Raw genomic sequence first — 24,754 nt, 5'->3', positions numbered from 1 at the left:
ACATGGACATCACATCACAGACACATGGGTTGGGCCGCGTCCTGCTGCCGCCGCCTTACACCCTGCATCTTGGCACCGGGCCGGATGTGCTGGAACAGGCGGTGGCCCTTGCGCCGACGCATGGCGCGGGCACTTTGGTCTGCCATGCTGCGTCAGGGTTGCTGACCTTCGCGGTGGTGCTGGAACCGGAGCAAAAGCTGGAAGAGGCGCAGATGGCCTTTCCCTTGGGCATGGTCGCTGTGGCGGATGCACTCGCCGCGCATTGCCCGCCCGAACGCGCGGTGCGGCTGAATTGGCCGGATGAAATCCGCTATGACAAGGCGCGCATCGGCGGCGGGCGCTTTGCTGTTGCCCCCGGCACCGGGCCGCAGGATGTGCCGGATTGGATGGTTTTTGCGGCGGAACTGATCGCCGACCGCGACCATTTGCCCGAACCGGGGCGGTTTCCTGACTCTACGTCACTGCAGGAAGAGGCCTTTGACCCGGCAGAGGATATCATCGCGACCTTCGCGAGCTACATGATGCTCTATTTCGACCGCTGGCAGCATGACGGGCTGGAGGCCGTGACCAACCGCTATCTGATGCGCATCGACCCGCCGCTGCTGCGCGGTGTGCGCCGGATCGAGGGGGACCGGTTGGTCGAGATCACGCCAGCGGGTGGTGGCAAAAGATCGGACCCATTGCTACAATCCTTGAACGCGACGGGTTGGCGCGATGCCAAGGGGCCGAAACTGTGATCCGCCTGCCGCGGACCATTCAGCTTGATGCATCCGATATGGTGGTGTTCAGCCTTGCGGCCAGCCCCGGGGAATGGGCCGTGCCGGGCACATTCCTGTTCTGGGGGCGCAGCCCGGATGATCTGACCCGCAAAGAGGCGATTGCCTTCCGCTCCGGCTTTCTTGGGGTGGACAGCTTCGGCCATTCGACGCTGGTGACGGTGCAAGAAGCGCGGCCCGAGGAACGCGAAGAGATGATCGCGATATTGGCGCAGCAATTGGTCACGCATCTGAGCGCGCCGTCGCTGGAGGCAGCACAGCCCGCCGCCGAAGAAGAGGTCGCCTTGGCCGAAAGCTTGTGCCGCGATCATCCGGTGAACACGTTGATTGCGCTGCACCGCAAACATGACGCGGGCGATATCCGTGAGCAGTTCCGCACGCTCAAACCACGTGATGAAACCGCCTTTTCCGGGTCGCATCTGCAAGGGCATGACCGTGCCTTTCAGTTTTTCGAGGAAGACGAAGATCACGTGGATATCTTTGATTTAAGAGGACAATCCTGATGCCTGAATTCTGGGTCGCCTCGGGCCATCATCTGACCCGTCTGGACAATGCAGGGCGCATGATCGTCACGGATGAACTGATCCTCGCTTGGCTCGCCCGGCCAGAGGTCTTGCCGCCGCCAGAGGCTTGCGCGGCTGAGCGTGCCCTGCATAAACGGTTGATGGATCATCCCCGCGCGAAAGTGTCCCAGATCGAACTGATCGCGCTGCAAGACGCGGATGCGCAGGAAAACTGGCGCTTTCTTCTGGCCCTGCGCGACCGGCTGATTGCTGCTGGCACGGTGGAGGAAGGCTATGCAAAGATCGTGCAGGACGGTGTGATCATCCCTGTCGTTTTCATGTCGCAGCTTGTGCAGTTGATCCTGCGCAATGCGCTGGATGGCTGCACCGATCCGCAAATCCTGCGCGCGGCGGAATGTTTCTTTCGCCCGCAGCGCAGCCATATTCAGGACGACAATCTGTTTCTGGCGGATGAGGAATTGGTGCAATTGCTGGAACAGGAAATGCACAGCTCACCTCTGACGGCGATGCTGTCGGGCGGGATCGACGGGCTGGATGTTTTAAGCGACAGCAATGACTGGACCTATTGGTCGCGGTCGGATGCGCATACGATGGTGCTGAACTTCGGCGGCGATGCATCGGCGCGGGCGGGCATGGCCGAGGCGATTGCCGCCTTTCTGCGGCATATGCTCGGGCTGGATTGCACGGTCACGGCGCAGACCAGCGCGGAGAATATCGATCTGCGGTGGTTCGTGGGGCTGGATCAGGCTGGTACCGCGATTGGCAACGCCTTGTGGAACAATCAGCCGATGCCTGCTACATTGGTCGGGCTGTTCCGGCTTGATATCGCGGATCAGGCCCGCGTGGCCCCTGATATGCGCGGCCAGCCGATTTGGTTGTTTCTGGGGCTGGGGGCCGATGGGGCAGTGCGGATCAAACCGCAGAACCTGCTGACAGGCCTGCCGCTTGCCGCGTTGAACTGAGGGAAGACAATGCCTGTAAAAACCCTGCGCATCTCTGTTCTGGCGATCCGGCGGCCTGCGGTCACCAAATGGGGCGCTGGTGAATTGCGGCCCTGTTCGGTGCTGCCGCAAGAGCCTGACGCGGCACCCAATACTTTGCTCTATGCCGAAAACGGGGTCGAGACGTGGTATCTGGGCGGGCGCGATCTGGTGCTTTATTCCGGTGATACGCTGCACCATCAGGATAATCTGGCTTCTGGGCGTCCGGCTCTTTGGGTCGCTTTGCGGGGCCAGAACCCCAAGACTGCCGAGATCGTGAATGTGACGGCGGACCCTTATGAGGGCGAAGGCTATGCCTCTGATCTGGATCTGTTCGTCGAGCCGGTGCCAATGCCTGCGGTGATCGAGACGCAGATTGCGGAATTCATTGCCAAATATCACGTCGATATTCCGTTCAAGAAACGCAAACGCCATGTGATCGACCCCAATGCCCCGCCGCCACGTGCCCCGCGTGTTCTGCAAGATGAAGACAAATGGGCGCATAACCCGCGCAAGAGGTGAGCCATGCCAAGACCGAGTGACGATGACACATCCTTTCTTGGCCGCTGGTCACGCAACAAGCGTGCGCAGCCGGTCACGGAGGAGCCTGTTGATGAAGTCGCAACTGCCCCCGAACCGGAGGTCGTGGAAGAATCACTTAGCGATGAAGATATCGCCGCACTCCCCGCGCTGGATGATCTGACGCCACAGACCGATATTCGCGTCTTTTTGCAAAAGGGCGTGCCGCAGGCGCTGCGCAATGCGGCCTTGCGCCGCAAATGGATGCTTGTGCCGGGGATCAGGGATCACAAGGACCCGGCCGTGGATTACGCCTGGGACTGGAACACGCCGGGCGGTGTGCCGGGCGATGGGGCGGCCCCATCACCCGAACGGGCGGCACAAATGCTGCGCGAACTTTTCGCGCCACGCCGCGATGCAGAAACTGCGCAGGCGCTTGAAACAGTGGCCGATGCGGGTGAAATCGCGCCGGAATCCGCCGCGGATGTTGCAGTGCAGCAGGCGGGTGCGGTGGAGGGTCAGCCCAAGGTCGCAGGTGATCACATCACCACGAAGGCTGACGCAGCGTCAGCGCAGGCGCCGGCGGAAGCATCTGATTCCGAAGCTGAATTGCCGCTTTTGCGCAGGCGGCATGGCGGGGCCTTGCCCAGCTAGTTTGATGCGACACTAGCCGCAGCAGGTGGTAAATCTTGATCGCAAATCTGCTGAACAATCTGGACAGTCACGTTCTGTCTGTTTAATACTCTGGCCAGTGGTAATATTTTCTTACCGCAAGGGAAGTGGAACTAAGCAACATGACGGATAGCCAGCCCATCACCGGGCGAGCCATTGATCCTCTCGAGGCCGCAAGGAGCGAACAATATCGCTTTTTGGCGCGCATGTTGTCGTCCAGTCCAGATCAGACATTGTTGGACAACATCGCGCTGTTGCAGGGCGATCAGACGCCTTTGGGTCAAGCCTTCACCGCGCTGGCCGAAGCTGCGAAAACCGCTGACCCGAAACTTGTCGAGCGCGAATTTTTTGAGCTGTTCATCGGTGTCGGGCGTGGCGAATTGCTGCCCTATGCCAGTTTTTACCTAACCGGGTTTCTGAATGAACGGCCATTGGCGGTGTTGCGTGATGATTTGTCGCGGCTGGGTGTCGCGCGCGCCAAAGGGCGGCATGAACCCGAAGATCACATCGCGCTTTTGCTGGATGTGATGGCCGATATGATCGCAGGCGAGATCGCGACAAGCCCTGACATGCAGGCGGCGTTTTTCAATCGCCACATCGCCCCTTGGGCCGCGCAATTTTTTGATGATCTTGCGATTGCGCCAAGTGCAAAGTTTTACCGACCGCTGGCCGAGATTGGCCGGTTACTGACAGATATCGAGGCCCGCGCGTTCGCGCTTGCTGCCTAGTAAGATTTTACGCCGTCAAGCCAGCCAGCTTGTCAGGTCCGCCACGAGGGAGAAGCAGATGACAAAAGACAAACACGATCCAATGAGCCGCCGGGCATTTTTCGGCGTTGCGGCGACGGGTGCTTCTGCCGCTGCCTTGACGGCAGGCGGGGCGCGCCCGGTCATGGCGCAGCAAACCGGGGATGAGCGCACAAAGGCGCGGTATCAGGAGACGGAGCATGTCGCGACCTATTACCGCACCAATCGTTACTATAACGGGGGAGACAACTGATGCTGGTCAAACGCAGAACACGTGAGGCGACATCGACCGGTCGTCTGTCGCAAATGGCCGCAGGGGTTGCTGCCAAACCACTGGATCGCCGCAGCTTTCTGCGCGCATCGGGGATGAGCATCGGTGGTCTGGCCGTAATCGCCACGGTCGGGTCCGGCCTGACGCAGCGGGTCGCTGCTGAAGGTTTCACCGACAACGCGCAACCGATCGAGATCAAGAAGAACATGTGCACCCATTGTTCTGTGGGCTGTTCGGTGATTGCCGAAGTGCAGAACGGCGTCTGGGTCGGGCAGGAGCCTGCCTATAACAGCCCGATCAACCGCGGCACGCATTGCGCCAAGGGTGCATCGGTGCGTGAGGTTGTGCATGGTGACCGTCGCCTGAAATATCCGATGAAAAAGGTCGGCGGCGAATGGCAGCGCATCAGCTGGGAGCAGGCGCTGGATGAAATCGCCGAAAAGATGGGCGAGATCCGTCAGACCTCTGGCGCGGATTCGGTCTATCTGCTCGGGTCGGCCAAGTTCAGCAATGAAGGGTCTTATCTGTTCCGCAAGCTCGCGGCCTTCTGGGGCACCAATAACGTCGACCATCAGGCACGGATTTGTCACTCGACCACAGTTGCAGGTGTTGCGAACACCTGGGGCTATGGCGCGATGACCAATAGCTATAACGACATCCGCAATTCGAAAACCGTGATCTTCATGGGGTCTAACGCGGCAGAGGCGCATCCGGTGTCGATGCAGCATATCCTGACCGGCAAGGAAACGCAGCGCGCGAATGTCATCGTGCTTGACCCGCGCTTTACCCGCACAGCGGCCCATGCGACGGAATATATCCGGTTCCGCCCCGGCACCGATATCGCCGTGATCAACGGGATGCTTTACCACATCTTTGAAAACGGCTGGGAAGATACTGAATATCTGTCACAGCGCGTTTACGGGATGGATCAGGTTCGCGAAGTCGTGCGCGCCTATACGCCCGAGGTTGTCGAAAAAATCTCTGGTATCGACGGCGCCACATTGCGACGTGCGGCCGAGACTTTTGCCAAGGAACGCCCTTCGACCTTTATCTGGTGCATGGGTGGCACGCAGCACACCGTCGGCACCGCAAACGTGCGGGCCTATAACATCCTGCTGCTGGCGACAGGCAATGTCGGGTCTGAGGGCAATGGGGCGAATATTTTCCGTGGCCATTGCAACGTGCAGGGTGCGACGGATTTCGGTCTCGATGTCGGTAACTTGCCTTGCTACTACGGCCTTGGTGCTGGCGCGTGGCAGCATTGGGCGCGCGTCTGGGACGTGCCTTACGAATATTTCATCACACGCTTTGATGACGTGCCGTCCAAAGGCGGGCGCGATGCGCGCACGGCCGAGGATAACATGACCATTCCGGGCATCACCTCGACCCGTTGGTTCGACGCGGTCACGATGGACAGCGAAGAAGTTGACCAGAAGGACAACATCAAGGCGATGATCGTCTTCGGTCACGGCGGCAATACCGTGCCCCGGATGCAGGATGCCCGTCGCGGCATGGATGCGCTGGATCTGCTGGTTGTGGCCGACCCGCATCCGACGACCTTTGCCGCACTGCATTCTCGCACCGACAACACCTATCTGCTGCCGATCTGCACGCAGTTTGAATGTTCCGGCTCGCGCACTGCATCCAACCGTTCGGTTCAGTGGGGCGAGAAGATCGTCGATCCGATTTTCGAATCCGACAATGATTATGCAGTGATGTATGCTCTGTCGCAGCGGCTCGGTTTTGCTGATGAGATGTGCAAGAATTTCGAGCTCGTCGAAGGCAAGTTCGGGATGGAACCGACACCGGAGTCGATCTTGCGCGAAATCAACCGTGGTGGCTGGTCTGTCGGTTACACCGGCCAAAGCCCGGAACGGCTCAAGGCGCATATGGCCAATCAGGAGTATTTCGATCTGGTCACTCTGAAAGCCAGACCGGATGCCCCTGCCGAGATCGCAGGCGATTTCTACGGCCTGCCTTGGCCTTGCTGGGGGACGCCGGAGTTCCGGCATCCTGGCAGCCACATCCTTTACAACACCAATATCCCGGTGATGGAGGGTGGCGGCGCGTTCCGTCCCCGTTTCGGGCTGGAACGTGATGGCGAGACTTTGTTGGCCGAAGGCAGCTGGAACCCCGGGTCTGAGATCGAGGATGGCTATCCCGAATTCACCATGGGCATGTTGCGCGAACTTGGTTGGGACAGCGACCTGACCGCACAGGAACTGGCCGTGATCGAAGAGATCGGTGGCGGCGATGAAGAGATGATCAATGGCGTGAGCTGGTCCATCGACCTGTCGGGCGGCATCCAGCGCGTCGCGATTGAACATGGCTGTGTGCCTTATGGCAACGGCAAGGCCCGTGCCATCGCATGGAACCTGCCGGACCCGATCCCGGTTCACCGCGAACCGATCTATTCGGGCCGTCCGGAACTGGTGGCGGAATATCCGACGAATGAAGACGGTCGTCAGCAGCGGATGCCCAATATCGGCAGATCCGTGCAGCAGAGTGCTGTGGATCGTAACCTCGCACAGGATTTCCCGATCATCCTGACCTCGGGTCGGTTGGTCGAATATGAAGGTGGCGGTGAAGAAACCCGGTCGAACCCATGGCTCGCTGAATTGCAGCAGGATATGTTCGTCGAGATCAACCCGGCCGACGCATCCGCACGCGGTATCGTCGATGGCGGTTGGGTCTGGGTCTATGGGCCTGAGAACGAGTCCAAAGCGCGGGTCAAGGCTTTGGTGACCGAACGGGTCAACTCTGGTCTGGCCTTCATGCCCTTCCACTTCGCAGGCTGGTTCCAGGGTGAAGATCAGCGCGGCAATTACCCTGCCGGGACTGACCCGATTGTTCTGGGCGAATCCGTCAATGTTATCACCAGCTACGGCTATGACCCGGTGACCGGCATGCATGAAGGCAAGGTTACGCTTTGCCAAATTGCTGCGGCATAAGGGAGGATTTATAAATGGCACGCATGAAATTCCTTTGTGACGCGGATCGCTGCATCGAATGCAACGCCTGCGTTACCGCCTGCAAAAACGAGCATGAAGTGCCGTGGGGCATCAACCGCCGCCGGGTTGTCACGCTCAATGACGGTCTGCCGGGTGAACGGTCGGTCTCGATGGCCTGTATGCATTGCACCGATGCGCCTTGCGCTGCGGTCTGTCCGGTGGATTGTTTCTACACCACTGACGATGCTGTTGTGCTGCATAACAAGGACACCTGCATCGGCTGTGGCTATTGTAGCTACGCTTGCCCTTTTGGTGCGCCGCAATATCCGCAAACTGCGAATTTCGGCACACGCGGCAAGATGGACAAATGCACCTATTGTTCGGGTGGTCCAGAGCCAGACATGTCGCAGGCCGAATATGTCAAATACGGTGCCAACCGTCTGGCCGAAGGCAAGCTGCCGCTTTGTGCGGAAATGTGTTCGACCAAGGCGCTGTTGGCCGGGGATGGTGACATCATCGCCGATATCTATCGCGAACGGGTTGTGACCCGTGGCTATGGATCGGGTGCCTGGGGCTGGCGCACGGCCTACGGCGAAACGGTTACGGTGTAAGGAGAACATGAAGATGCGATATCTCTCTCAATTCATGATCGCCATCGCGGTTCTGGTGTTTATGGGGCAGGCAGCACCTGTGGCCGTGGCGCAGGTCAATCCGACCGCAAATTCGGTGACCGAAGATTCCATGTTCGAGGCTTTGACCGGCGATGAAAACGCGGTGGCGGGCCGTGTGTCGATCCCTGATCGCAGTGCGGGCAATCTGATCAAGCCGGAAAACAAGTCCTGGGCGGCCTTCCAAGGCGGCACAGTGCAGACGCTGTCCATTATCGCGGTCGTCGGAATGGTGGTTCTGCTGGCCCTTTTCTACATGATCCGCGGACGGATTCGCGTCGAATCCGGCTTTTCAGGGCGAAAAATCCTGCGCTTTGGCGCGATTGACCGTTTCGCCCATTGGACGATGGCCGCAACTTTCATCATTCTGGCGCTGACCGGATTGAATTTGATCGTGGGCAGCACCGTGGTCTTGCCGATCATTGGCGAAGGCGCTTTTGGTACGCTGACGGCTTTTGGCAAGCTTGCGCATAATTATCTTGCCTGGCCGTTCATGGTTGCGCTGGTCTTGGTCTTCATCCTTTGGGTGATCGACAATATCCCGAACAAGCTTGATCTGGAATGGATCAAGCAAGGTGGTGGCTTGTTGAAAAAGGGCGTCCACCCGCCAGCGAAAAAGTTCAACGCTGGTCAGAAGGTGATCTTCTGGTCTGTTATCCTTGGTGGCGCGGGTCTGTCATTTACCGGCGTGATGATGTTGTTCCCCGGAATGACAGCAACACCCGCTGATTGGCAATTGTATCAGATGATCCACGCCTTGATCGCGGCTGGCCTGACGGCAATCATCGTGGCGCATATCTATATCGGCTCTGTCGGTATGGAAGGGGCTTTTGATGCGATGGGGACTGGTGAGGTCGATGAAAACTGGGCCAAGGAACACCACGGTCTTTGGGTCGATGAAGTGAAGGCGAAATCCGGCAAGACAAGCCCGATCTCTACCCCCGCCGAGTAGTCGGGCGCTTTGCCCTTGATGAGTGACCCAGCTTCATTCCCGAGGCTGGGTCGCTTGCCCTTAAATCCTTTGTGAGAAATATGTCCGCAGGCATCCGCAATCTCGATGATGATATATCCGGGGTTCTGGCGGGTGTGATGCTGCCCGATGGTCAGACCTTGGGTGCATCCGGGCGTATTGCGGGGTTGAGCCAGTCTGGCGGCAGGATCAGCCTGTCGATCCAGATCAGTCCCGATGAAGCCGATGCTTTCGCCCCGCTGCGCGATCAGGTCGAAACCGGATTGCGGGCGTTGGACGGCGTCACGTCTGCCTTCGTGGTTCTGACAGCGGAGCGCGGGGCACCACCCAATCTTGTCACCAAGAAACCTGCGAAAGCCGACCCGCTGGCCAGCGTCAGCCATGTGATCGCTGTCGCATCTGGCAAGGGCGGGGTCGGCAAATCCACCACGACAGTCAATCTGGCACTGGCGCTTGTCGCGCTTGGTTTGCGGGTTGGTGTTCTGGACGCTGATATCTATGGCCCTTCTTTGCCAACGCTGCTTGGGTTGCATGGCAAACCGGGGATGGGTGAGGGGCGCAAATTGCGCCCGATGCAGGCTTATGGGCTGAAGGCGATGTCGATGGGCCTTTTGGTGGACGCAGAGACAGCCATGGTCTGGCGCGGCCCGATGGTCATGTCGGCGATCACGCAGATGATGGCCGATGTGGAATGGGGCGCGCTGGATGTGTTGTTGGTCGATATGCCGCCCGGCACGGGTGATGCGCAATTAGCCTTGGCGCAAGGCACGCGGCTAGCGGGGGCAGTGATCGTCTCTACCCCGCAGGATCTGTCGCTGATCGATGTGCGGCGCGGCATTGCGATGTTCCGCAAGGTCGATGTGCCGATCCTTGGCGTGATTGAAAATATGTCGCAGTTCATCTGCCCCGATTGCGGCAATAGCCATGCGATCTTTGGCGAAGGCGGTGCCAAATCCGAAGCGGCGCGTCTTGGTGTGCCATTCCTTGGGGCCGTGCCACTGACCATGGCGCTGCGGGCTGCGTCTGACGCGGGACAACCGATTGTCGCGCGCGAACCAGACGGGACGTTAGGCCGCATCTATAAGGATATTGCCCAGACAATGTTGGATGGGCTGGACCTGCAAAAACCGGGATCAGTCCCGCGCAAGATATGATAGAATGAAAGTAACAGGAGAACCGATATGAAAGCCTTTCTTTTCGCTGTGGTCTTTGCCGTCATCGTCGCCGTTGGCGCCTCATTCGTGTTGCAGGGGACGTTCCAGCAACCGAGCTATGCAGCCTTTGCGACCGAAGGTGCGCGGGTCGGTGATCCGGGTCAGAACCTGATGGAATATTGAACCCGGCGCAGACCATGCGTCCGATGTTGCTGCAATTGGCTGTGATTGTCAGCCTTGCGGTGCCTGCGGGCGCGCAGGATCTGATCGGACATGGTGGCCCTGTCGGCGCACTTGATGCGGGTCAGGGATTGCTGATTTCCGGTGGCTTCGACACGCGTGCGATCCTGTGGGATCTTGACACGGCCACGGCAGGCAACGTGACCCGTTTTCACGCAGGAAATGTCACAGCGGTCCGGCTCTTGCCGACAGGTGGTTTTGTCACCGCCGGACAGGACGGGCGGCTGGCGATCTGGCAGGCGGATGGACGGACACCAGGTTTTGCGACACCGCCGACAGACTCTGCGGTGGCCTCGCTCGCTGTCAGTGATGACGGGGCGCAGGTGGCCGCCGGGTATTGGGACGGACGGGTCTTGCGCCTTGATCCGGGCACCCAAGAGGTTGCGGTTTTTCAGGCGCATAGCGACCGCGTCACGGGCCTGAGCTTCCTACCAGGTGGTGATCTGGTGACCGTTGGCGGTGACCTGTTTCTGGCGCGCTGGACACCGCAATCAGAGCTGCAATTCAGGCGCGGTCTGCCGGACCTGCCCAATGGTCTGGCGCGCGCAGACGTCAGCCTTGCCGTGATCTTTGCCGATGGCGCGCTGCGACGCTACGACGACCGGGGCAATGATCTGGATGAGCGGTTTTTGAGTGACCGTCCTTTGGTCGCGGTCGCGGCCGGGGGAAAGGATATTGCCGTTGCGGCGCTGGATGGCACAGTCTGGGTGTTGCAAAGCGACGATCTGGTTCCGCGCCCGTCCTTTATAGCAGCGGATGGCCCCGTTTGGGGTCTGACGATCACAGACGGGCAGGTTTTCACATCTGGCGCCGACGGCGTGATCCGGCGCTGGTCACGCGACGGCGATGCCTTGGGCGGCTTCGTGACCGAGGCTGAACCTGCCGCTGATGACGGCAGCCGCGGCGCGGAAATCTGGAAAAATTGCGCCGTTTGTCATTCACTGGAGCCTGATGATCACAGCATGGCAGGCCCGAGCCTTTATGGCATTTTTGGTCGGCGTGTCGCGTCGCAAGCGGGCTACGATTATTCTGATGCCTTGCGACATCTTGATATCATATGGACGCCCGAAACCTTGTCAGAATTATTTACCGACGGGCCTGAAGCCTATACCCCCGGCTCGCGGATGCCCGAGCAGCGGATTGCGGCACCTGAAGACCGGGACGCATTGGCGGACTACCTGCAACGCATAGTTGAAAACCACGAATAGGCAGTCTTTCCCCAGGAAGATGGGAACAAAGCCGTTTCGCTGCGCGTTATCAATCAGACAGATTAGGGCCGTTTTTCGTCTCAGATCGGTAATGATGCTCAGATGTGCCTAGGTGCATGTTAACAGGAGAAAACAATGCCTTTGAAAAATTTATACGCGACGGGTGCCATCGGGTTTTGTATGTCGGTCTTTCCGGCCGTGACCTATGCACAATCTGCTGAAGCCAGCCACGGTGACGGGTCGATGTTCGTGCCAATGGTGGATGAATGCGTCGAGATGCCGAATGCGGACACCTGCGGAAAAGTGCGTGCCGTCGTGACGGAATGCGCGGCAGAGCTTGAGCGCGCGTTATGCGATGTTCTTTTCGTCGAGGCAGACGCCGTGTTCGACACAGCGGAATTGACGGATCGTGCGCAGGTCCTGTTGACAGAAACAAGCGACGCCATCGCCGAGATGGAATTTGAAGACGTCAATGAGGACGAGATCGACGGCATCGTCGAAGAAAGCCGTGCGGATGCCGAGCGCACCATGCTGCGCGGCGATGAAAACCCGATGTCCCATTCCGGCCCGCCATCTGTGGAAGAAAACTAAGTCGCGGCTATCTCTGCCAATATCAAAGTCATCTTACCCGCTCGCGCTACACGGAGCATTTGAAGGGGAGATGACCTGCCGCCCTCCGGGCAAAGGGATCTGCCAACGATATTACAAATGGCAGCGCTTGCAAGAGCTGCTGAGCCGAGTATCGGTGAACGATTTCGATAGCGTGCCGTTCGATCCCTACGCGCCCGGCGCGCGTAGGTAGCACATGACCATCTGAACGATCTGCGCTTCGCGTTCCTGTACTGGTGATGTTGCACTCAGGTCGCGATCAAAGATCACTGACAGGGTCTTGATATTCGAGACGTAGAAATACCCCAGCCCGGCAATCGAGATGTAGAGCTGCACGGGGTCGATGCCGTCGCGGAATATGCCTTTTTCACGCCCGGTTTCGAGAATGCGCTTGATCTGGCCGACAAAGGGCGAATGCAGCGCCGGGATGTCCGGCAAGGTCTTGAGGACCGCTGCATTCTGCAGGTTTTCGGTCGCAAGCAGACTGATAAACCACGGGTTTGCAAGGAAGTGCCGGAAGGTGAAACGCACCAGCTTATCCATCGCTTCATCCGGGGACAGGGCGTCAAGATTCAGCTCACGCTCGCCCGCGCGGATTTCGGCATAGGCCTCCATCAGGACAGCGCGGTAGAGTTCTTCTTTATTGCCGAAATAATGATACAGCAGACGCTTGTTCGCTTTTGCCCGTTCGGCGATCGCATCGACACGTGCGCCCGCCAGACCAAGCTCGCAAAATTCTGCCCGCGCGGCCGCAAGGATCGTTTTCTTGGTTTTCTCCGAACTGCGGGCGCGACGGACAGGCTCAGTCTTTGCTGGCCGCTGCTCTGCCGGTTTTTGTGAAGAGGCTCGTGACACGTCGCTTGACCACCGGGATGCTGAACAAAATAGACAGGATAATCAGCGTGCAGATAGCGGCTGAGACCGGTCGGGTAAAGAACGGACTGATATCGCCATCGGACAAGGCGAGACCACGCCGCAGATTGACGTCCAGCAGCGTGCCCAGAATGATCCCCATCACGAGCGGCGCCATCGGATACCGCATCTCACGCAGGAAAAACCCGATCACCCCGAAGGCCACCATCACATAGACATCGAACAAGCGCTGCGTGATGGCAAACGATCCGATGACGCATAGCACATAGACCACCGGCATCAGCCGTTCACGCGGCACTGTCATCACCCGCAGCAATGGCCGCGTCAGCAACAGGCCAAAGATGGTGATCGCAATGGAGGCGAAAACCAGCATGGCGACCACCTGATAAAGAAATGGCGCATTTTCCACCATCAGCATCGGGCCGGGCCTGATGCCATGAATGAACATCGCTGCGATCAGCACAGCAGCGGCTGCAGATCCCGGCAGTGCCAGCGTCAGGGTCGGGATCATCGCGCCGGGAATGGCGGCGCTGTTGCCAGTCTCGGCAGCGATCAGCCCTTCGAGGCTGCCTTTGCCGAATTGTTCACGTTCGGGGCTGTTGCGGCGGGCGGCGGCATAGGCCCCCCAGGCACCGATATCTTCGCCCACGCCGGGGATGATCCCGACAATTGTGCCGATGATGCCAGAGCGCAGCGTTGTACGTCGATATTTCCAGAGTTCGCTGAATTTCGGCACCACCCGGTCGGATGCATCCACAATACGTGCCGCCACCCGCTTTTTCATGACGATCAGGATTTCGGCAAGGCCGAATGCGCCGACCATCGCGGGGATCAGATCAATCCCGCCGCCCAGTGCGGGCACGCCGAAGGTGAACCGGCGATAGGCATGTAACCCTTCCATCCCGATCATAGCAACCAGCAGGCCAAGAAGACCTGCAAGATAGCCTTTGATCGGATCGTCAAACGCAGTCATCCGCCCCGAAATCACGACCCCGAAAAGCGCCAGCCAGAAAAATTCATAGGACCCGAAATTGATCGCCGCTTCGGCCAGAAGCGGTGCCAGCAGCACAAGGCAAAAGATACCAACCATCGTGCCCAATGCTGACGAGGTTGTCGCAAGCCCCATCGCCAGACCACCCTTGCCAGCCAGCGCCAGCGGATACCCATCCAGCGTCGTTGCCGCACTTGCAGGTGTGCCGGGGATCGCGAGCAGGATCGCGGTGCGGCTGCCGCCATAGATCGCGCCCACATAGATGCACATCAGGCACAGGATCGCCTGATCAGGTTGCATGGGATAGGTCAGCGTCACCAGAAGCGCGACGCCCATGGTTGCTGTCAGTCCCGGCAACACACCGATGATGATGCCCACCAGCGTTGCCCAGGCCACGTTGAAAAGCGAGGTTGGCGTCAGGAAATGGGCCAGGCCCTCGCCCAGCAGTGTCAGGCCGTCAAACATGATAAGTCCCGATCAAAAAGAATATGCAGGTCAAAGTCATGGCAGGCGCACCAGAAAGCCGCGTTCAAAGACCAGTGTCACAACAATCGCCACGATGATCGCCTGTATCGCGGCGGTCAGCAGGCTGCGCCACATAGGGTGCGGTGAGACGACAAAGCCGCGTTCAAACATGACGATGAAGGCGAAAACGAATATCGCGGTGGCGGCCCAGAAAGGCAGCCAGCCCACCAGCACCAGCGCATAGATCAGCGCCAAGCCGAGGGTTGCAGCGACGCGCCCTGCCTCTGGTGTTGTGAACAACCGCATGAAGCCGATCCAGCCAGCACTATCACCGAACACCCGCACAGACCGCGTCATCAGGATGCCACCGCAGAATGTCAGCGCAATGCCCAGCAATCCCGGCACGAGGCCCGGTGCGGTGGCCGGGTGGATGCCGCGGGTCCCAAGCCGCGGCATGTTCCACGAAAGCCAGACGACCGCGATGCCAAGCACAAGAATGACGCCGCCTGTCAACAGATCGGCGCGGGTCATATGGTCTTTGGTTTGTTCATTGTCCTGCAAGGCGACATCTCCTGTCAGAAAGATAGCAAAGGACCGCGCCGGCAGGTCCGACGCGGTTCTGATGGTGCAGGCAGAGTTACTGCGGGGCCATCTCTGTGCGGGTTTCGCAATCGATTCCGATTTCACTGGCAGGGATCACCGCCTCGCCACGGGTCTCTGCGCCGCAGGCTTCTTCGATCACGACCGGCATGGCGCGGGCGCGGGCTTCTTCACCATAGGACGGGTCAAACACGGCGCCAAAGGTTTCGGCATAGGTGCGCAGCGACTCTGCATCCATCACTTGATCGCGCCAAATCGCATCGACAGTTTCAACCACTTCGTCCGGTACGCCGCGCGGGATGAAAACGCCGAAGTAATCGGGCGCAAGATCCATATCCAGCCATTCGGTGATGGACGGAATTTCTGGCACACCTTCCACAACCAGCGATGTCGGGCTCATCACGGCCAAGGCCCGCAGGCGGCCGCCGCGTACAAGCTCTGTCTGCTCTACGGCCAATTGCGTTGTGACCATGACTTCGCCCGCAGCGGCGGCGACAGCGGCGGGGCCGCCCCCATCATAGGTGATCATGCGGTAGTCAAAATCACCCTCATGGGCGAGCGTCGCAATTGCCATCCCGCCCGAGGATGTGATGCCCGCTGTGCCCACGGTGATTTCTGACCCACGGGTGCGCAAAGCTTCCAGCAATTGGCCGAAATCTTCGAACTCGCTGTCGGCGGGCACGCTGATCAGCGGCGCATTGGCGACGGACAGATAGATGTGCCAGTCGTCGATATCGGTATCTTCCAGCAGGCCGGTCACGGCGTAGGTGGCATTATTGGCGATGGCATTCGCAGTCCAGGTCAGCCCGTCGCGGGGTGCGTTCAACACCTCCTGGGTGCCGATGGACCCTGATGCGCCAGGCTGGTTGACGACAATCACATCGACGCCCAGTGCTTCTGCCAGGATCGGCGCAGTGACGCGCGCCACCTGATCGGTCGACCCGCCAGCCCCCCAAGGCACGATGATGTTGATCGGGCCGTCTGGCGTCCAGCTCTGCGCCATCGCCCCCGTCGAAAGTGCAATTGTCGTCAATGCGCCGGCGGCAAGTTTTGCAACGCTCCGGTGTTTCATGATCATTCTCCTCCCTATACGCAGCGCGATATGACGGCTGCATAGATCAGAGGCTGTCGCGACGAGGGGTCCTCTGTCAAGCTATAAGTAACTAAACGGTTCAATTTTGAATCCGGCGTCGTTAAGGAATTGTTCGTAACCCCTCTAATATACCACGCAAATGCCCGATTGATTGCGCCGCAGTTGTCGGCCCGTCGGGGGTATAGATGAACGGCTCGATTGCCAGCGGATGCGGCCATTGCGCTGTCACGAGGTGATTGAGCAGCGGGCCAAACGAATCCTTTCCCTGACCCGGGCCGCGCCGGTTGCTATCGTTAAATTGGACATGCGCGATCATTCCGGTGGGCAGCCAACGCGCGGCGAGATCGGCAAGTCCTTCCGCTTCGCCCCGCAGCGCGTGGCCGGTGTCGATCATCGTGCGCAAGCCGGGTTCGCCAGCTTCCTGAACGAGTTCGGCTGCCTCTGATACGAGATTGATAAAATTGGATTCGTCAGCTGAAAGCGGCTCGATACAATAGGTCAGTGCGGCCTGTCGTGCCCGCGCCCCTGCGGCCGCCAGATGCGCCAGCGCTGTTGCCCGGCCACGTGCAGGATCATCACCAAGGCGGCGCTGTTTCGGTGATCCGTGGACCAGAACGCGCCCACCAAGTTCGGCACAGAGATCCACCAATGCCGCAAGAGTATCGCCCGTGCGGCGGAACATATCCGGCGAGGGATCAGTGATCGAAAGCCCCTCTGGCGCGACCAGCAGCCAATGCAACCCGGTGACGCGCAGCCCGTGATCGGCGACGATGCGGCGGACCTCTGCGATGTGTTTTGCTGTCATCCGCGTCGGATCATCGGCCAGGGTGAAGGGCGCTATTTCCAGCCCTGCATAGCCCATCTCTGCTGCAAGGCGGCATTGCTCTGGCAAAGGCAATTCTTTCAGAACTTCGTTGCAAAGGGTAAATTCCATGTCAAACTCCGGAAAATATGCTGATTTTTGTTGGATCGTCGGGGCTTGCCGAACGTCTGTCAATGCAGGTGTCGCAGTAAGGAAAATGAATGGAGCCGCAAACGCTTGTCTTTCTGACGCTGGCACTGGCCGCCGGTGCGATCACCAAAGGCGCCACCGGGATGGGTTTGCCGCTGATTGCTCTGCCTTTGCTGACGGCTGCGGTTGGCTTACAACAAGCCATCGGGATCATGTTGATCCCGGTCCTTCTGACCAATGCCTATCAGGTGTGGTCCTATCGCGACGTAAGAACACGACCCGGCGTTGCGTTCCTGCCGGGCTTTCTGATCGGCGGCGCAATCGGGGTGACAATCGGAACATGGGCGCTTGATGCGCTGCCCGAAAGATCGCTTGAAATCGGGCTGGGCGTTTTGCTCTTGACCTATGTCGCCCTGCGATTGGCGCGTCCTGAGTTTACCTTTTCAGCAGCATTCGCGCGCCGCGCAGGCCCAGCGATCGGGCTGGCTGCAGGCACTTTGCAGGGTGCCACCGGCATCGCTGCGCCGATTGGCGTGACCTTCATTCATGCCCTCGGGCTAGAGCGCCGCGCCACGGTTTTTGCGGTCTCGGTGATGTTTCTGGGGTTCGCCATGGTGCAATATCCGGCGATCATTTTTGCGGGGATCTATCAGTTGGACTGGCTCTTGCTAGGGCTGTTTGCCTGCGTGCCGATTCTGATCTTCATGCCGCTGGGCGAATGGCTTGGCCGCCGTGCGAGCCCGCAGCTGTTTGCCCGTCTGATCTTGGTATTCCTGTGCATCGCCGGGTTGGGAATGGTTTTCAAATTCTGAAAATGACATTCGGACTTGACCAATCCGCACGAGTCTGGCGAAGTAACCATTAAGTTACTTATGTGGTGGCCCCATTCGGGCGGTCATCTGCGGGAGGATACGATGGGCGAACAACAGCTTGGAGCCATCCTGCACCGGATTGCCGGGCGCATGGGTGACAATCAGCATCTGGGGGCAGGCGCCGATCAGACAATTGCGCGTATGATCCGCAATCTGGTCATGCATCGCGTGACGGAATGACCAACGCCCCGCGTCTTCGTGTCATCGACTGGGCAGCATTCGAACGGCCTGTCACCTTTCGCTTTCCTTTCCGTTTTGGCGCGGCAGACGTCACGGCTGCTCCGCAAGCTTTCGTGCGGGTCACTGTAGAGGATCGCGAGGGCCGCCGCGCCGAAGGCTGGGCCGCCGAAATGATGATGCCGCGATGGTTCGACAAGTCACCCGAACTCAGCGTCGCACAGAATATCGACCAGTTGCGCCGGGCCCTGCGACTGGGCCTGAAGGCGCTGCGCGATGCAGGCACGGACACTGCCTTTGGCCTGCATGCGCGCGCGCAACCTGACCATTACACGGTTTGCACAGGGCAGGGGCTGAACAGGCTCATCGCTTCTTTCGGGCTGGCGCTGGCGGATCGCGCGGTATTGGACGCACTTTGCAAGCTGACTGGTCTGCCTGCCATTGCAGCACTGCGCGCGAATCTGCCGGGGATTGATGCTCGCACAACACCGGATCTGATAGGGTTTGATTTGGACAGGTTTCTGACAGAACGGCGTGCACCGGACGCAATCGCCGCGCGGCATACGGTTGGTCTGGGCGATATTCTTGGAGCTGCGGAAATTGAAAACCCAGTTGATGACGGCCTGCCACAGAGCCTTGATCAGGTGATCAGGACATATGGGCATCGTTATTTCAAGCTCAAACTCTGCGGCGACCCGCAAACTGACCTCGCGCGGCTCAGCCAGATTGTCAGCGTTCTTGATAAATATGCGCCGGGCTATCGCGCGACCCTGGATGGGAACGAGCAATATACAGGCGTGGCCCCTTTGGCAGAATTGCTTGACGGGATTGCAGCACAGCCCGGGCTGTTGTCCTTGAAAAAGGGCTTGTTGTTTGTCGAGCAACCTATCGCCCGTGCGCAGGCGATGGATTCCGATGTCTCGTCCCTTGCCGCACAAGTGGCGCTGGAGATTGACGAATCCGATGCTGATATTGACGCCTTCCCGCGATCACAGCTTCTGGGTTACACTGGCGTGTCGTCAAAATCCTGCAAAGGGTTTTATCGCGCACTTCTGAATGCCGCACGGGTGGCCCGGACCGAGGGGCTATTTATGTCCGCCGAGGATCTGACCGTTCAGCCCGGCCTTGCCTTGCAGCAAGATCTCATCCTCGCCGCCGTGACAGGCAATAGCCATGTCGAACGCAATGGCCATCATTTTGCCGGTGGCATGGGAATTGCGACGGATGCGGAGCAAATGCGCTATGCCACAACGCATCCGGACCTTTACCATCAGGAGCAAGGCCAGACCCGGTTGCGGATCAAGGACGGGCAGATCGCGCTGGGCAGCACCTTTGCTGCCATCGGGCTTGGCTGCGCGCTGACGCCGGATATCGACAGACTTCTGCCCTTGCAGGAAAGCACCATGGCGTGATGAACTCGCCGCCGATGACGACAGATTGCGGGCCAGTGACGAGGCGGCGGGCTGACTGACGTCATATCGCCGCGAGTCTAGTCAAGGCGATCCTTGAGCCAGGCAATCAGCGCTTCTTCTTCTGCGGGGTTCACAACCTGCGTGTTGAGCAATTCCATTGCCCTGATCCCCTGAATAGCCAGAAAAGCCAGCGTTGCCATTTGTGCATCATCAGCCGTGCTGCGGATCCGTTCGAGGAAATGGCGTTCGTGCTGGCGGAGCGGGGCCAGCAATTCCGGGTCTTTCGCGAGCGCCGCGAGCAATCCGGACGGTGGCTGTGCATGCCGGTGCCGTTCGGTCAGAAACTGCGCAATATAAGCGCGGATCGCCGCGTTGCGGCCACCTGCGCGTTCCTCCAGACTGATTGCGGCGTCAAAACGGTGCAGATAATCTGTCACCAAAGCCTCCATCAGCGCGGTCTTGGATGGAAAATGATAGAGCAGCCCCCCCTTTGAAACCCCGGCTTTCGCGGCCACAGCGTCCAGCGACAGGCTGCCTGCACCTGTGCAATGCGCAAGGTCCTGTGCGGCATCAAGGATCCGGCGGCGTGTTGCAGCCCGGCGGCTGGGGGTTTTTTCGGGGGTGTCGATAATATTCTCCGGTCGATTGCGGGGTCGTTGACTTTACCGACCAGACGGTATAGTGGCCCGACATCGAAATCAAGAGTTGCTTCTGGCACATCTTATAATACTTCACATGATATAGACGCCCGTGCTGCGGCATGGGCCACCCACCAAGCCCCCCAGCCGCCTTACGGCATGGGCATCAGATTCAGGACGATCACCATGGTCAAACGGTTCATTATTGCGATCATCCTTCTTGCGCTGATCGGAGGTGGCTTGATCGGGTTCAACCTGTTCCGCGACCGCATGATCACGCAGATTTTCGCTGATCTTCCGGTGCAGCCGCTGGCGGTTGAAACGGTCGAAGTCGCGCCATTGACCTGGCAGCCAGCGTTGAACGCCATCGGCACAGTCAATGCGATCCAGGGTGTCGATCTGACCGTGGAAGCAGCTGGTATCCTGCGCGAAGTGCTGTTTGAGCCGAACTCACAAGTCGAAGAAGGTCAATTGCTGGTCCGGCTTGACGATGTGGTGCAGCGCGCCGATCTGGAAGCTGCACGCACGCAGCTTGAACTGGAGCGTACCAATCTTGACCGTCAGCGAGAGCTGCAAAGCCGGGGCGTTGCCACCAGCGCCACGTTGGAAGCGACGCAAGCGGCGTTCCGCGCCGCCGAAGCGCAGGTCGCCCGCGCCGAGGCCGTGATCGAACAGCGTCAGGTCATTGCCCCTTTTGCCGGTACCATCGGCCTGCCACGCGGCGATCTGGGGCAATATGTGCAGCCCGGGACAATCATCACCACATTGCAGAATCTTGATACGATGCGCGTTGATTTCAGCCTGCCTGAACAGAACCTACCGGATATTTTCATTGGTCAGACGTTGCAGGTGACCGGCGACGACCCATCGCGGGTGTTCGAGGCCGAGATCACCGGGATCGACCCGCGCGTTGACCCTGCCAGCCGGTTGGTCGCGGTGCGTGGCACGGTCGAACAGGCCGATGCTGGGCTGACACCGGGGCAATTCGTCCGATTGCGGCTTGATCTGCCGCAGGAAGATGCCGTCATCGCTTTGTCGCAGACATCGGTGATCAGTAGCCTTTATGGTGATTTCGTCTATGTCGTGCATCCGCGTGAAGATGATGCAGACACATTGGAAGCGCGGCAGGTTTTCATCACGCCCGGACGTCGGTCGGAGGGGATGATCGAGGTCCGCGACGGTGTGGTCGCCGGTGATCTGGTTGTGACCACTGGCCAAAACCGGTTGTCGAACGGTGCGCCGGTCACGCTGGCTGAAACGGCATCTGCTGAGGTGGCGCAATGAGCCTGTCTGATACCTTTATCAAACGACCAGTCGCCTCGACCGTGCTGGGGTTGCTGATCGTTTTGCTGGGTTTGCAAGGGATGTTCGGGCTACAGACCCGCCAATACCCAGAGGTTGATGAGGTCGTGATCACCGTCACCACGGTTTACCCCGGGGCGTCGGCTGATCTGATTCAGGGCTTTGTCACCTCGCCGATCGCTGCGGCCGTCGCGACCGCCGAAGGTGTCGATTACGTCACCACGCAATCGCGCCCTTCTGCCTCTGTGGTGACGGTCCAGATGAATTTGGGGCAAAACCCGGATACCGCCTTGTCAGAGGTCATGTCGAAGGTTCAGCAGATCCGGTCGCAGCTGCCGCAGGACGCCGAAGACCCGAGCATCGTCAAGGGGACCGGGCAGACTTTTGCGACTATGTATCTTGCGGTGCAGAACCCGGCGATGACCGCCGAGCAGATCACGGAATATATCGACCGTGTGATCGTGCCGCGCATGTCCACCATTGATGGTGTCGCCGAATCCCAGATCCTTGGCGGGCAAAGCTATGCCATGCGGGTCTGGATTGATCCGGTGCGGCTGGCAGGGCAGGGGCTGACCGCCTCTGATGTCGCCACGGCGATCAATGGCGGGAACTTTCTTGCGGCCCCCGGCCGGACCACAAATGAACTGGTCAGCTACGCGATCACGATGGAATCGACCCTGCAAACACCCGAAGAATTCGGCATGCTGCCGATTTCCGGCGGCGGCGATGAGGTGGTCCGCCTGCGGGACGTGGCCGAGATCGTGCTGGCTGCCGAAAGCACCGATACAATCGTGAACTTCAACGGGCGTCCGGGAACCTTTATTGGGGTGTTCCCGGCACCTGCGGCCAACCCGCTTGATACCTCTGCCAATGTGCTTGCCGCACTTCCTGCGATCGAGGCGGGGTTGCCGGACGGTATGACACTGACGCTGATGTATGATGCGACCGAACAGATCGCCGCATCGATCAACGAGGTGCTGCGGACCATCATCGAAGCGACGCTCATCGTCGCTCTGATCATCCTTTTGTTCCTTGGATCGGTGCGGTCGGTGCTGATGCCATTGGTGGCGATCCCGCTGTCGCTGGTCGGCGTGATGTTTATTCTGTTTCTGATGGGCTATTCGATCAACCTTCTGACCTTGCTGGCGATGGTGCTTGCCATTGGTCTGGTGGTGGATGACGCGATCATCGTGGTCGAAAACGTTCAGCGCCACATCGACGAGGGCGAAAGCCCGATGCAGGCTGCCTTCAGTTCGATGAGAGAGCTGTCTACCGCGATCATCGCCATGATGCTGACGCTGATCGCGGTGTTCCTGCCGCTCCTGTTTACTGGCGGCCTGACTGGTGCGTTGTTCCGCGAGTTCGCGGTGACGCTGGCGGGGGCTGTGTTTATCTCGGGCGTCGTCGCATTGACGATTTCGCCGATGATGGCCGCGCGGCTGTTGAAAAAAGGTGGCGAAAACCGGTTTCAGAAACGCCTGAATGCGGGCTTTACCCGGTTCGAAGGTTGGTATGAACGACGTTTGTCATCATCGCTGAACTTCCTGCCGGTCACCGTGCTGATGGTGGTCGTGCTGACTGGCGTGACGGGCTATCTGTTCACCAAGACGACATCTGAACTGGCTCCGGAAGAGGATTCTGGCGCGCTGTTTTCTTTCATCAACGCACCAAGCTATGCGACCACCGCCTATACCCAGCGTTACGTCGATGAAATGGGGGCCTTGACCAACGACATACCAGAGGTTGCGGCCAATTTCTCGATCACGGGGTTCGGTGGGCAAACCAATTCCGCGATCATGCTGTGGGCGTTTGATGACTGGGCTGATCGTGATCGTTCCCAGGCTGAGATTCAGGCGGATCTGCAAGGGCGGCTCGCCCCTATCGCTGGGGTGCAGGCCTTCGTTTTCGCGCCGCCATCCCTGCCCGGTGCCGGTGGCGGTCTGCCGATTTCACTGGTGATCCAGTCAACCGGCGATCCGTCGCAAGTCTATGAGATTGCGGATCAGATCCGGCAGGAGGCACAGGCTTCTGGTCGTTTTATCGTGGTGCAGAATTCACTCAACTTCGACACGACGCAGTTGGTGATAGAGATCGACCGTGACCGTGCCGCGGCGCTGAATTTGTCACCCGCGCAGATTGGTCAGACGCTGAGTTTGCTGGTAGGGGCTGGGCCGATTTCGCAGTTCGACCGCGACAGCAACAGCTATGACGTGATCTTACAGGTGCCGCAGGAGTATCGCGATAACCCTGAACGGCTGGGTGAATTGTTTGTCCGCGCCACGACGGGCGATATGGTCCCGCTGTCTGCGGTGATCAACGTCGTGACCCGCGCCGCACCGGCAACGATTGAGCAATTCAATCAGCTTAACTCCGCGACGATCACAGCGTTGCCCATTCCCGGCGTATCAACAGGTGACGGCTTGGCCGTGATCGAAGATATCGCGCGCCCATTGCTGCCCGGTGGTTTCTTCATCGAATATGCTGGCCAGTCCCGGCTGGAAAAGACCGAAGGCAATACGATTGCTGTCGCTTTCGGGCTGGCCATCGTTGTCATCTATCTTGTGCTGGCGGCTCAGTTTGAAAGCTTCCGTGATCCGTTGATTATTCTGATGTCGGTGCCATTGGCGATTTTCGGGGTGATTGTGCCGCTCAACCTTGGGCTCGGGACTCTCAACATCTATACGCAGGTCGGGCTGATCACGCTGATCGGGTTGATCACGAAACACGGTATTCTGCTGGTGGAATTTGCCAATCAGTTACGCCACGATAAGGGGCTGACGCGCGAACAAGGGATTGTCGCCTCTGCCCGGCAACGTCTCCGGCCTATTCTGATGACAACCGCCGCGACAGCGCTTGGTGTGCTTCCGCTGATGACCGCAGATGGCGCAGGGGCTGCGGCGCGGTTTGCGATGGGGCTTGTGATCTTTGCCGGTATTACGGTAGGGACATTGTTCACGTTGTTTGTCGTGCCTGCGTTTTACGCGATGATTTCGCGGCGTGATATGGTGCCTGATGCAGAGGAACCTGACCTGATCGGCAAGCCTGGCTGATAGCTGACGAGGCGGCGGCAGGTCACTAGGCTGCATAAGCA

Annotated in this window: 25 protein-coding genes and 1 pseudogene; 19 read left to right on the top strand and 7 right to left on the bottom strand. The window is 59.2% G+C overall.

Annotation, left to right across the window (positions count from 1 at the left end; translation table 11 throughout):
* Positions 1-2 precede the first annotated feature (2 nt).
* The 14 genes from VOY09_RS12845 to VOY09_RS12780 all read left to right on the top strand — a co-directional run bounded on the left by VOY09_RS12845 (position 3) and on the right by VOY09_RS12780 (position 12,270).
* Positions 3-737 carry a biotin/lipoate--protein ligase family protein gene (locus VOY09_RS12845; protein WP_322894203.1) on the top strand — a complete coding sequence of 245 codons (735 nt, stop codon included), beginning with the start codon at positions 3-5 and terminating at the stop codon, positions 735-737.
* Positions 734-1,279, top strand: coding sequence for a DUF6505 family protein (locus VOY09_RS12840; RefSeq protein WP_322894204.1), 546 nt, complete (start codon positions 734-736; stop codon positions 1,277-1,279). The genes VOY09_RS12845 and VOY09_RS12840 overlap by 4 nt, the downstream gene beginning before the upstream one ends.
* The gene (locus VOY09_RS12835; RefSeq protein ID WP_322894205.1) at positions 1,279-2,262 is read left to right on the top strand and encodes a DUF6352 family protein; all 984 of its coding nucleotides are present in this window, start codon (positions 1,279-1,281) and stop codon (positions 2,260-2,262) included. Before VOY09_RS12840 ends, VOY09_RS12835 begins: the two co-directional genes overlap by 1 nt.
* 9 nt (positions 2,263-2,271) lie before the next feature.
* Entirely contained in the window at positions 2,272-2,802 is a 531-nt protein-coding gene (locus VOY09_RS12830; protein ID WP_322894206.1) for a DUF3305 domain-containing protein, read from the top strand.
* A 3-nt stretch (positions 2,803-2,805) separates the two neighbouring features.
* Entirely contained in the window at positions 2,806-3,453 is a 648-nt protein-coding gene (locus VOY09_RS12825) for a DUF3306 domain-containing protein (RefSeq protein ID WP_322894207.1), read from the top strand.
* A 140-nt stretch (positions 3,454-3,593) separates the two neighbouring features.
* Positions 3,594-4,199, top strand: a complete 606-nt coding sequence (locus tag VOY09_RS12820; RefSeq protein ID WP_322894208.1) for a molecular chaperone TorD family protein — start codon at positions 3,594-3,596, stop codon at positions 4,197-4,199.
* A gap of 58 nt (positions 4,200-4,257) precedes the next feature.
* Positions 4,258-4,470 carry a hypothetical protein gene (locus VOY09_RS12815; protein WP_322894209.1) on the top strand — a complete coding sequence of 71 codons (213 nt, stop codon included), beginning with the start codon at positions 4,258-4,260 and terminating at the stop codon, positions 4,468-4,470.
* Complete coding sequence (locus tag VOY09_RS12810) at positions 4,470-7,439, top strand: formate dehydrogenase subunit alpha (RefSeq protein WP_322894210.1); 2,970 nt, start codon at positions 4,470-4,472, stop codon at positions 7,437-7,439. Before VOY09_RS12815 ends, VOY09_RS12810 begins: the two co-directional genes overlap by 1 nt.
* Before the next feature lie 14 nt (positions 7,440-7,453).
* Positions 7,454-8,050, top strand: a complete 597-nt coding sequence (gene fdh3B / locus VOY09_RS12805) for a formate dehydrogenase FDH3 subunit beta (protein WP_322894211.1) — start codon at positions 7,454-7,456, stop codon at positions 8,048-8,050.
* Between the two features lie 13 nt (positions 8,051-8,063).
* Positions 8,064-9,059, top strand: coding sequence for a formate dehydrogenase subunit gamma (locus tag VOY09_RS12800; protein ID WP_322894212.1), 996 nt, complete (start codon positions 8,064-8,066; stop codon positions 9,057-9,059).
* Positions 9,060-9,139: 80 nt separating this feature from the next.
* Positions 9,140-10,231 carry an Mrp/NBP35 family ATP-binding protein gene (locus VOY09_RS12795; protein WP_322894213.1) on the top strand — a complete coding sequence of 364 codons (1,092 nt, stop codon included), beginning with the start codon at positions 9,140-9,142 and terminating at the stop codon, positions 10,229-10,231.
* A 27-nt stretch (positions 10,232-10,258) separates the two neighbouring features.
* Positions 10,259-10,414 carry a hypothetical protein gene (locus tag VOY09_RS12790; protein WP_322894214.1) on the top strand — a complete coding sequence of 52 codons (156 nt, stop codon included), beginning with the start codon at positions 10,259-10,261 and terminating at the stop codon, positions 10,412-10,414.
* A 14-nt stretch (positions 10,415-10,428) separates the two neighbouring features.
* On the top strand, positions 10,429-11,679 hold the full coding sequence (locus VOY09_RS12785; protein ID WP_322894215.1) for a c-type cytochrome: 1,251 nt from the start codon (positions 10,429-10,431) through the stop codon (positions 11,677-11,679).
* 135 nt (positions 11,680-11,814) lie between these two features.
* On the top strand, positions 11,815-12,270 hold the full coding sequence (locus VOY09_RS12780) for a hypothetical protein (protein WP_322894216.1): 456 nt from the start codon (positions 11,815-11,817) through the stop codon (positions 12,268-12,270).
* Between the two features lie 186 nt (positions 12,271-12,456).
* Here the strand turns inward: VOY09_RS12780 and VOY09_RS12775 are convergent, their stop codons facing one another.
* From VOY09_RS12775 to VOY09_RS12755, 5 genes are all read right to left on the bottom strand, one after another.
* Positions 12,457-13,143, bottom strand: coding sequence for a TetR/AcrR family transcriptional regulator (locus tag VOY09_RS12775; protein WP_322894217.1), 687 nt, complete (start codon positions 13,141-13,143; stop codon positions 12,457-12,459).
* Positions 13,091-14,617 (bottom strand): tripartite tricarboxylate transporter permease, encoded by a 1,527-nt coding sequence (locus VOY09_RS12770; protein ID WP_322894218.1) that lies wholly within the window; start codon positions 14,615-14,617, stop codon positions 13,091-13,093. The genes VOY09_RS12775 and VOY09_RS12770 overlap by 53 nt, the downstream gene beginning before the upstream one ends.
* Positions 14,618-14,653: 36 nt before the next feature.
* The gene (locus VOY09_RS12765) at positions 14,654-15,178 is read right to left on the bottom strand and encodes a tripartite tricarboxylate transporter TctB family protein (RefSeq protein ID WP_322894219.1); all 525 of its coding nucleotides are present in this window, start codon (positions 15,176-15,178) and stop codon (positions 14,654-14,656) included.
* A 76-nt stretch (positions 15,179-15,254) separates the two neighbouring features.
* Positions 15,255-16,289, bottom strand: coding sequence for a tripartite tricarboxylate transporter substrate binding protein (locus VOY09_RS12760; protein ID WP_322894220.1), 1,035 nt, complete (start codon positions 16,287-16,289; stop codon positions 15,255-15,257).
* 121 nt (positions 16,290-16,410) lie between these two features.
* Complete coding sequence (locus tag VOY09_RS12755) at positions 16,411-17,244, bottom strand: sugar phosphate isomerase/epimerase family protein (protein ID WP_322894221.1); 834 nt, start codon at positions 17,242-17,244, stop codon at positions 16,411-16,413.
* A gap of 89 nt (positions 17,245-17,333) precedes the next feature.
* On the opposite strand from VOY09_RS12755, the gene VOY09_RS12750 reads away from it, so the two are divergent.
* The 3 genes from VOY09_RS12750 (at position 17,334) to VOY09_RS12740 (ending at position 19,723) form a co-directional block, all read left to right on the top strand.
* On the top strand, positions 17,334-18,074 hold the full coding sequence (locus tag VOY09_RS12750) for a sulfite exporter TauE/SafE family protein (RefSeq protein WP_322894222.1): 741 nt from the start codon (positions 17,334-17,336) through the stop codon (positions 18,072-18,074).
* A 102-nt stretch (positions 18,075-18,176) separates the two neighbouring features.
* Positions 18,177-18,314, top strand: a complete 138-nt coding sequence (locus VOY09_RS12745; RefSeq protein ID WP_322894223.1) for a hypothetical protein — start codon at positions 18,177-18,179, stop codon at positions 18,312-18,314.
* A complete protein-coding gene (locus VOY09_RS12740; RefSeq protein ID WP_322894224.1) occupies positions 18,311-19,723 on the top strand; it encodes a mandelate racemase in 1,413 nt (470 codons plus the stop codon). Before VOY09_RS12745 ends, VOY09_RS12740 begins: the two co-directional genes overlap by 4 nt.
* Positions 19,724-19,800: 77 nt before the next feature.
* Here the strand turns inward: VOY09_RS12740 and VOY09_RS12735 are convergent, their stop codons facing one another.
* On the bottom strand, positions 19,801-20,160 hold the full coding sequence (locus VOY09_RS12735) for a hypothetical protein (protein WP_323811283.1): 360 nt from the start codon (positions 20,158-20,160) through the stop codon (positions 19,801-19,803).
* Positions 20,161-20,172: 12 nt separating this feature from the next.
* Positions 20,173-20,301, bottom strand: a pseudogene (locus VOY09_RS18285) (TetR/AcrR family transcriptional regulator); the annotation flags it as partial.
* Positions 20,302-20,547: 246 nt separating this feature from the next.
* Here VOY09_RS18285 and VOY09_RS12730 point away from each other — a divergent pair.
* Both VOY09_RS12730 and VOY09_RS12725 read left to right on the top strand, forming a co-directional pair.
* A complete protein-coding gene (locus VOY09_RS12730) occupies positions 20,548-21,645 on the top strand; it encodes an efflux RND transporter periplasmic adaptor subunit (protein ID WP_322894225.1) in 1,098 nt (365 codons plus the stop codon).
* A complete protein-coding gene (locus VOY09_RS12725) occupies positions 21,642-24,713 on the top strand; it encodes an efflux RND transporter permease subunit (protein WP_322894226.1) in 3,072 nt (1,023 codons plus the stop codon). Before VOY09_RS12730 ends, VOY09_RS12725 begins: the two co-directional genes overlap by 4 nt.
* Positions 24,714-24,754: the final 41 nt, after the last annotated feature.

The sequence above is a fragment of the Yoonia sp. 67-2 genome, assembly GCF_035117555.1.
Taxonomy (GTDB): domain Bacteria; phylum Pseudomonadota; class Alphaproteobacteria; order Rhodobacterales; family Rhodobacteraceae; genus Yoonia.
Note: the sequence above shows the minus strand (reverse complement) of the source record. Positions and strands in the feature narration are given on the sequence as shown.

Excerpts from the sequence above, each read along its gene's own strand:
- VOY09_RS12845 (WP_322894203.1), top strand. The coding sequence starts at position 3 with ATGGACATCACATCACAGACACATGGGTTGGGCCGCGTCCTGCTGCCG.
- VOY09_RS12835 (WP_322894205.1), top strand. The coding sequence starts at position 1,279 with ATGCCTGAATTCTGGGTCGCCTCGGGCCATCATCTGACCCGTCTGGAC.
- VOY09_RS12830 (WP_322894206.1), top strand. The coding sequence starts at position 2,272 with ATGCCTGTAAAAACCCTGCGCATCTCTGTTCTGGCGATCCGGCGGCCT.
- VOY09_RS12825 (WP_322894207.1), top strand. The coding sequence starts at position 2,806 with ATGCCAAGACCGAGTGACGATGACACATCCTTTCTTGGCCGCTGGTCA.
- VOY09_RS12820 (WP_322894208.1), top strand. The coding sequence starts at position 3,594 with ATGACGGATAGCCAGCCCATCACCGGGCGAGCCATTGATCCTCTCGAG.
- VOY09_RS12815 (WP_322894209.1), top strand. The coding sequence starts at position 4,258 with ATGACAAAAGACAAACACGATCCAATGAGCCGCCGGGCATTTTTCGGC.
- VOY09_RS12810 (WP_322894210.1), top strand. The coding sequence starts at position 4,470 with ATGCTGGTCAAACGCAGAACACGTGAGGCGACATCGACCGGTCGTCTG.
- fdh3B (WP_322894211.1), top strand. The coding sequence starts at position 7,454 with ATGGCACGCATGAAATTCCTTTGTGACGCGGATCGCTGCATCGAATGC.
- VOY09_RS12800 (WP_322894212.1), top strand. The coding sequence starts at position 8,064 with ATGCGATATCTCTCTCAATTCATGATCGCCATCGCGGTTCTGGTGTTT.
- VOY09_RS12795 (WP_322894213.1), top strand. The coding sequence starts at position 9,140 with ATGTCCGCAGGCATCCGCAATCTCGATGATGATATATCCGGGGTTCTG.
- VOY09_RS12790 (WP_322894214.1), top strand. The coding sequence starts at position 10,259 with ATGAAAGCCTTTCTTTTCGCTGTGGTCTTTGCCGTCATCGTCGCCGTT.
- VOY09_RS12785 (WP_322894215.1), top strand. The coding sequence starts at position 10,429 with ATGCGTCCGATGTTGCTGCAATTGGCTGTGATTGTCAGCCTTGCGGTG.
- VOY09_RS12780 (WP_322894216.1), top strand. The coding sequence starts at position 11,815 with ATGCCTTTGAAAAATTTATACGCGACGGGTGCCATCGGGTTTTGTATG.
- VOY09_RS12770 (WP_322894218.1), bottom strand. The coding sequence starts at position 14,617 with ATGTTTGACGGCCTGACACTGCTGGGCGAGGGCCTGGCCCATTTCCTG.
- VOY09_RS12760 (WP_322894220.1), bottom strand. The coding sequence starts at position 16,289 with ATGAAACACCGGAGCGTTGCAAAACTTGCCGCCGGCGCATTGACGACA.
- VOY09_RS12755 (WP_322894221.1), bottom strand. The coding sequence starts at position 17,244 with ATGGAATTTACCCTTTGCAACGAAGTTCTGAAAGAATTGCCTTTGCCA.
- VOY09_RS12750 (WP_322894222.1), top strand. The coding sequence starts at position 17,334 with ATGGAGCCGCAAACGCTTGTCTTTCTGACGCTGGCACTGGCCGCCGGT.
- VOY09_RS12745 (WP_322894223.1), top strand. The coding sequence starts at position 18,177 with ATGGGCGAACAACAGCTTGGAGCCATCCTGCACCGGATTGCCGGGCGC.
- VOY09_RS12740 (WP_322894224.1), top strand. The coding sequence starts at position 18,311 with ATGACCAACGCCCCGCGTCTTCGTGTCATCGACTGGGCAGCATTCGAA.
- VOY09_RS12730 (WP_322894225.1), top strand. The coding sequence starts at position 20,548 with ATGGTCAAACGGTTCATTATTGCGATCATCCTTCTTGCGCTGATCGGA.
- VOY09_RS12725 (WP_322894226.1), top strand. The coding sequence starts at position 21,642 with ATGAGCCTGTCTGATACCTTTATCAAACGACCAGTCGCCTCGACCGTG.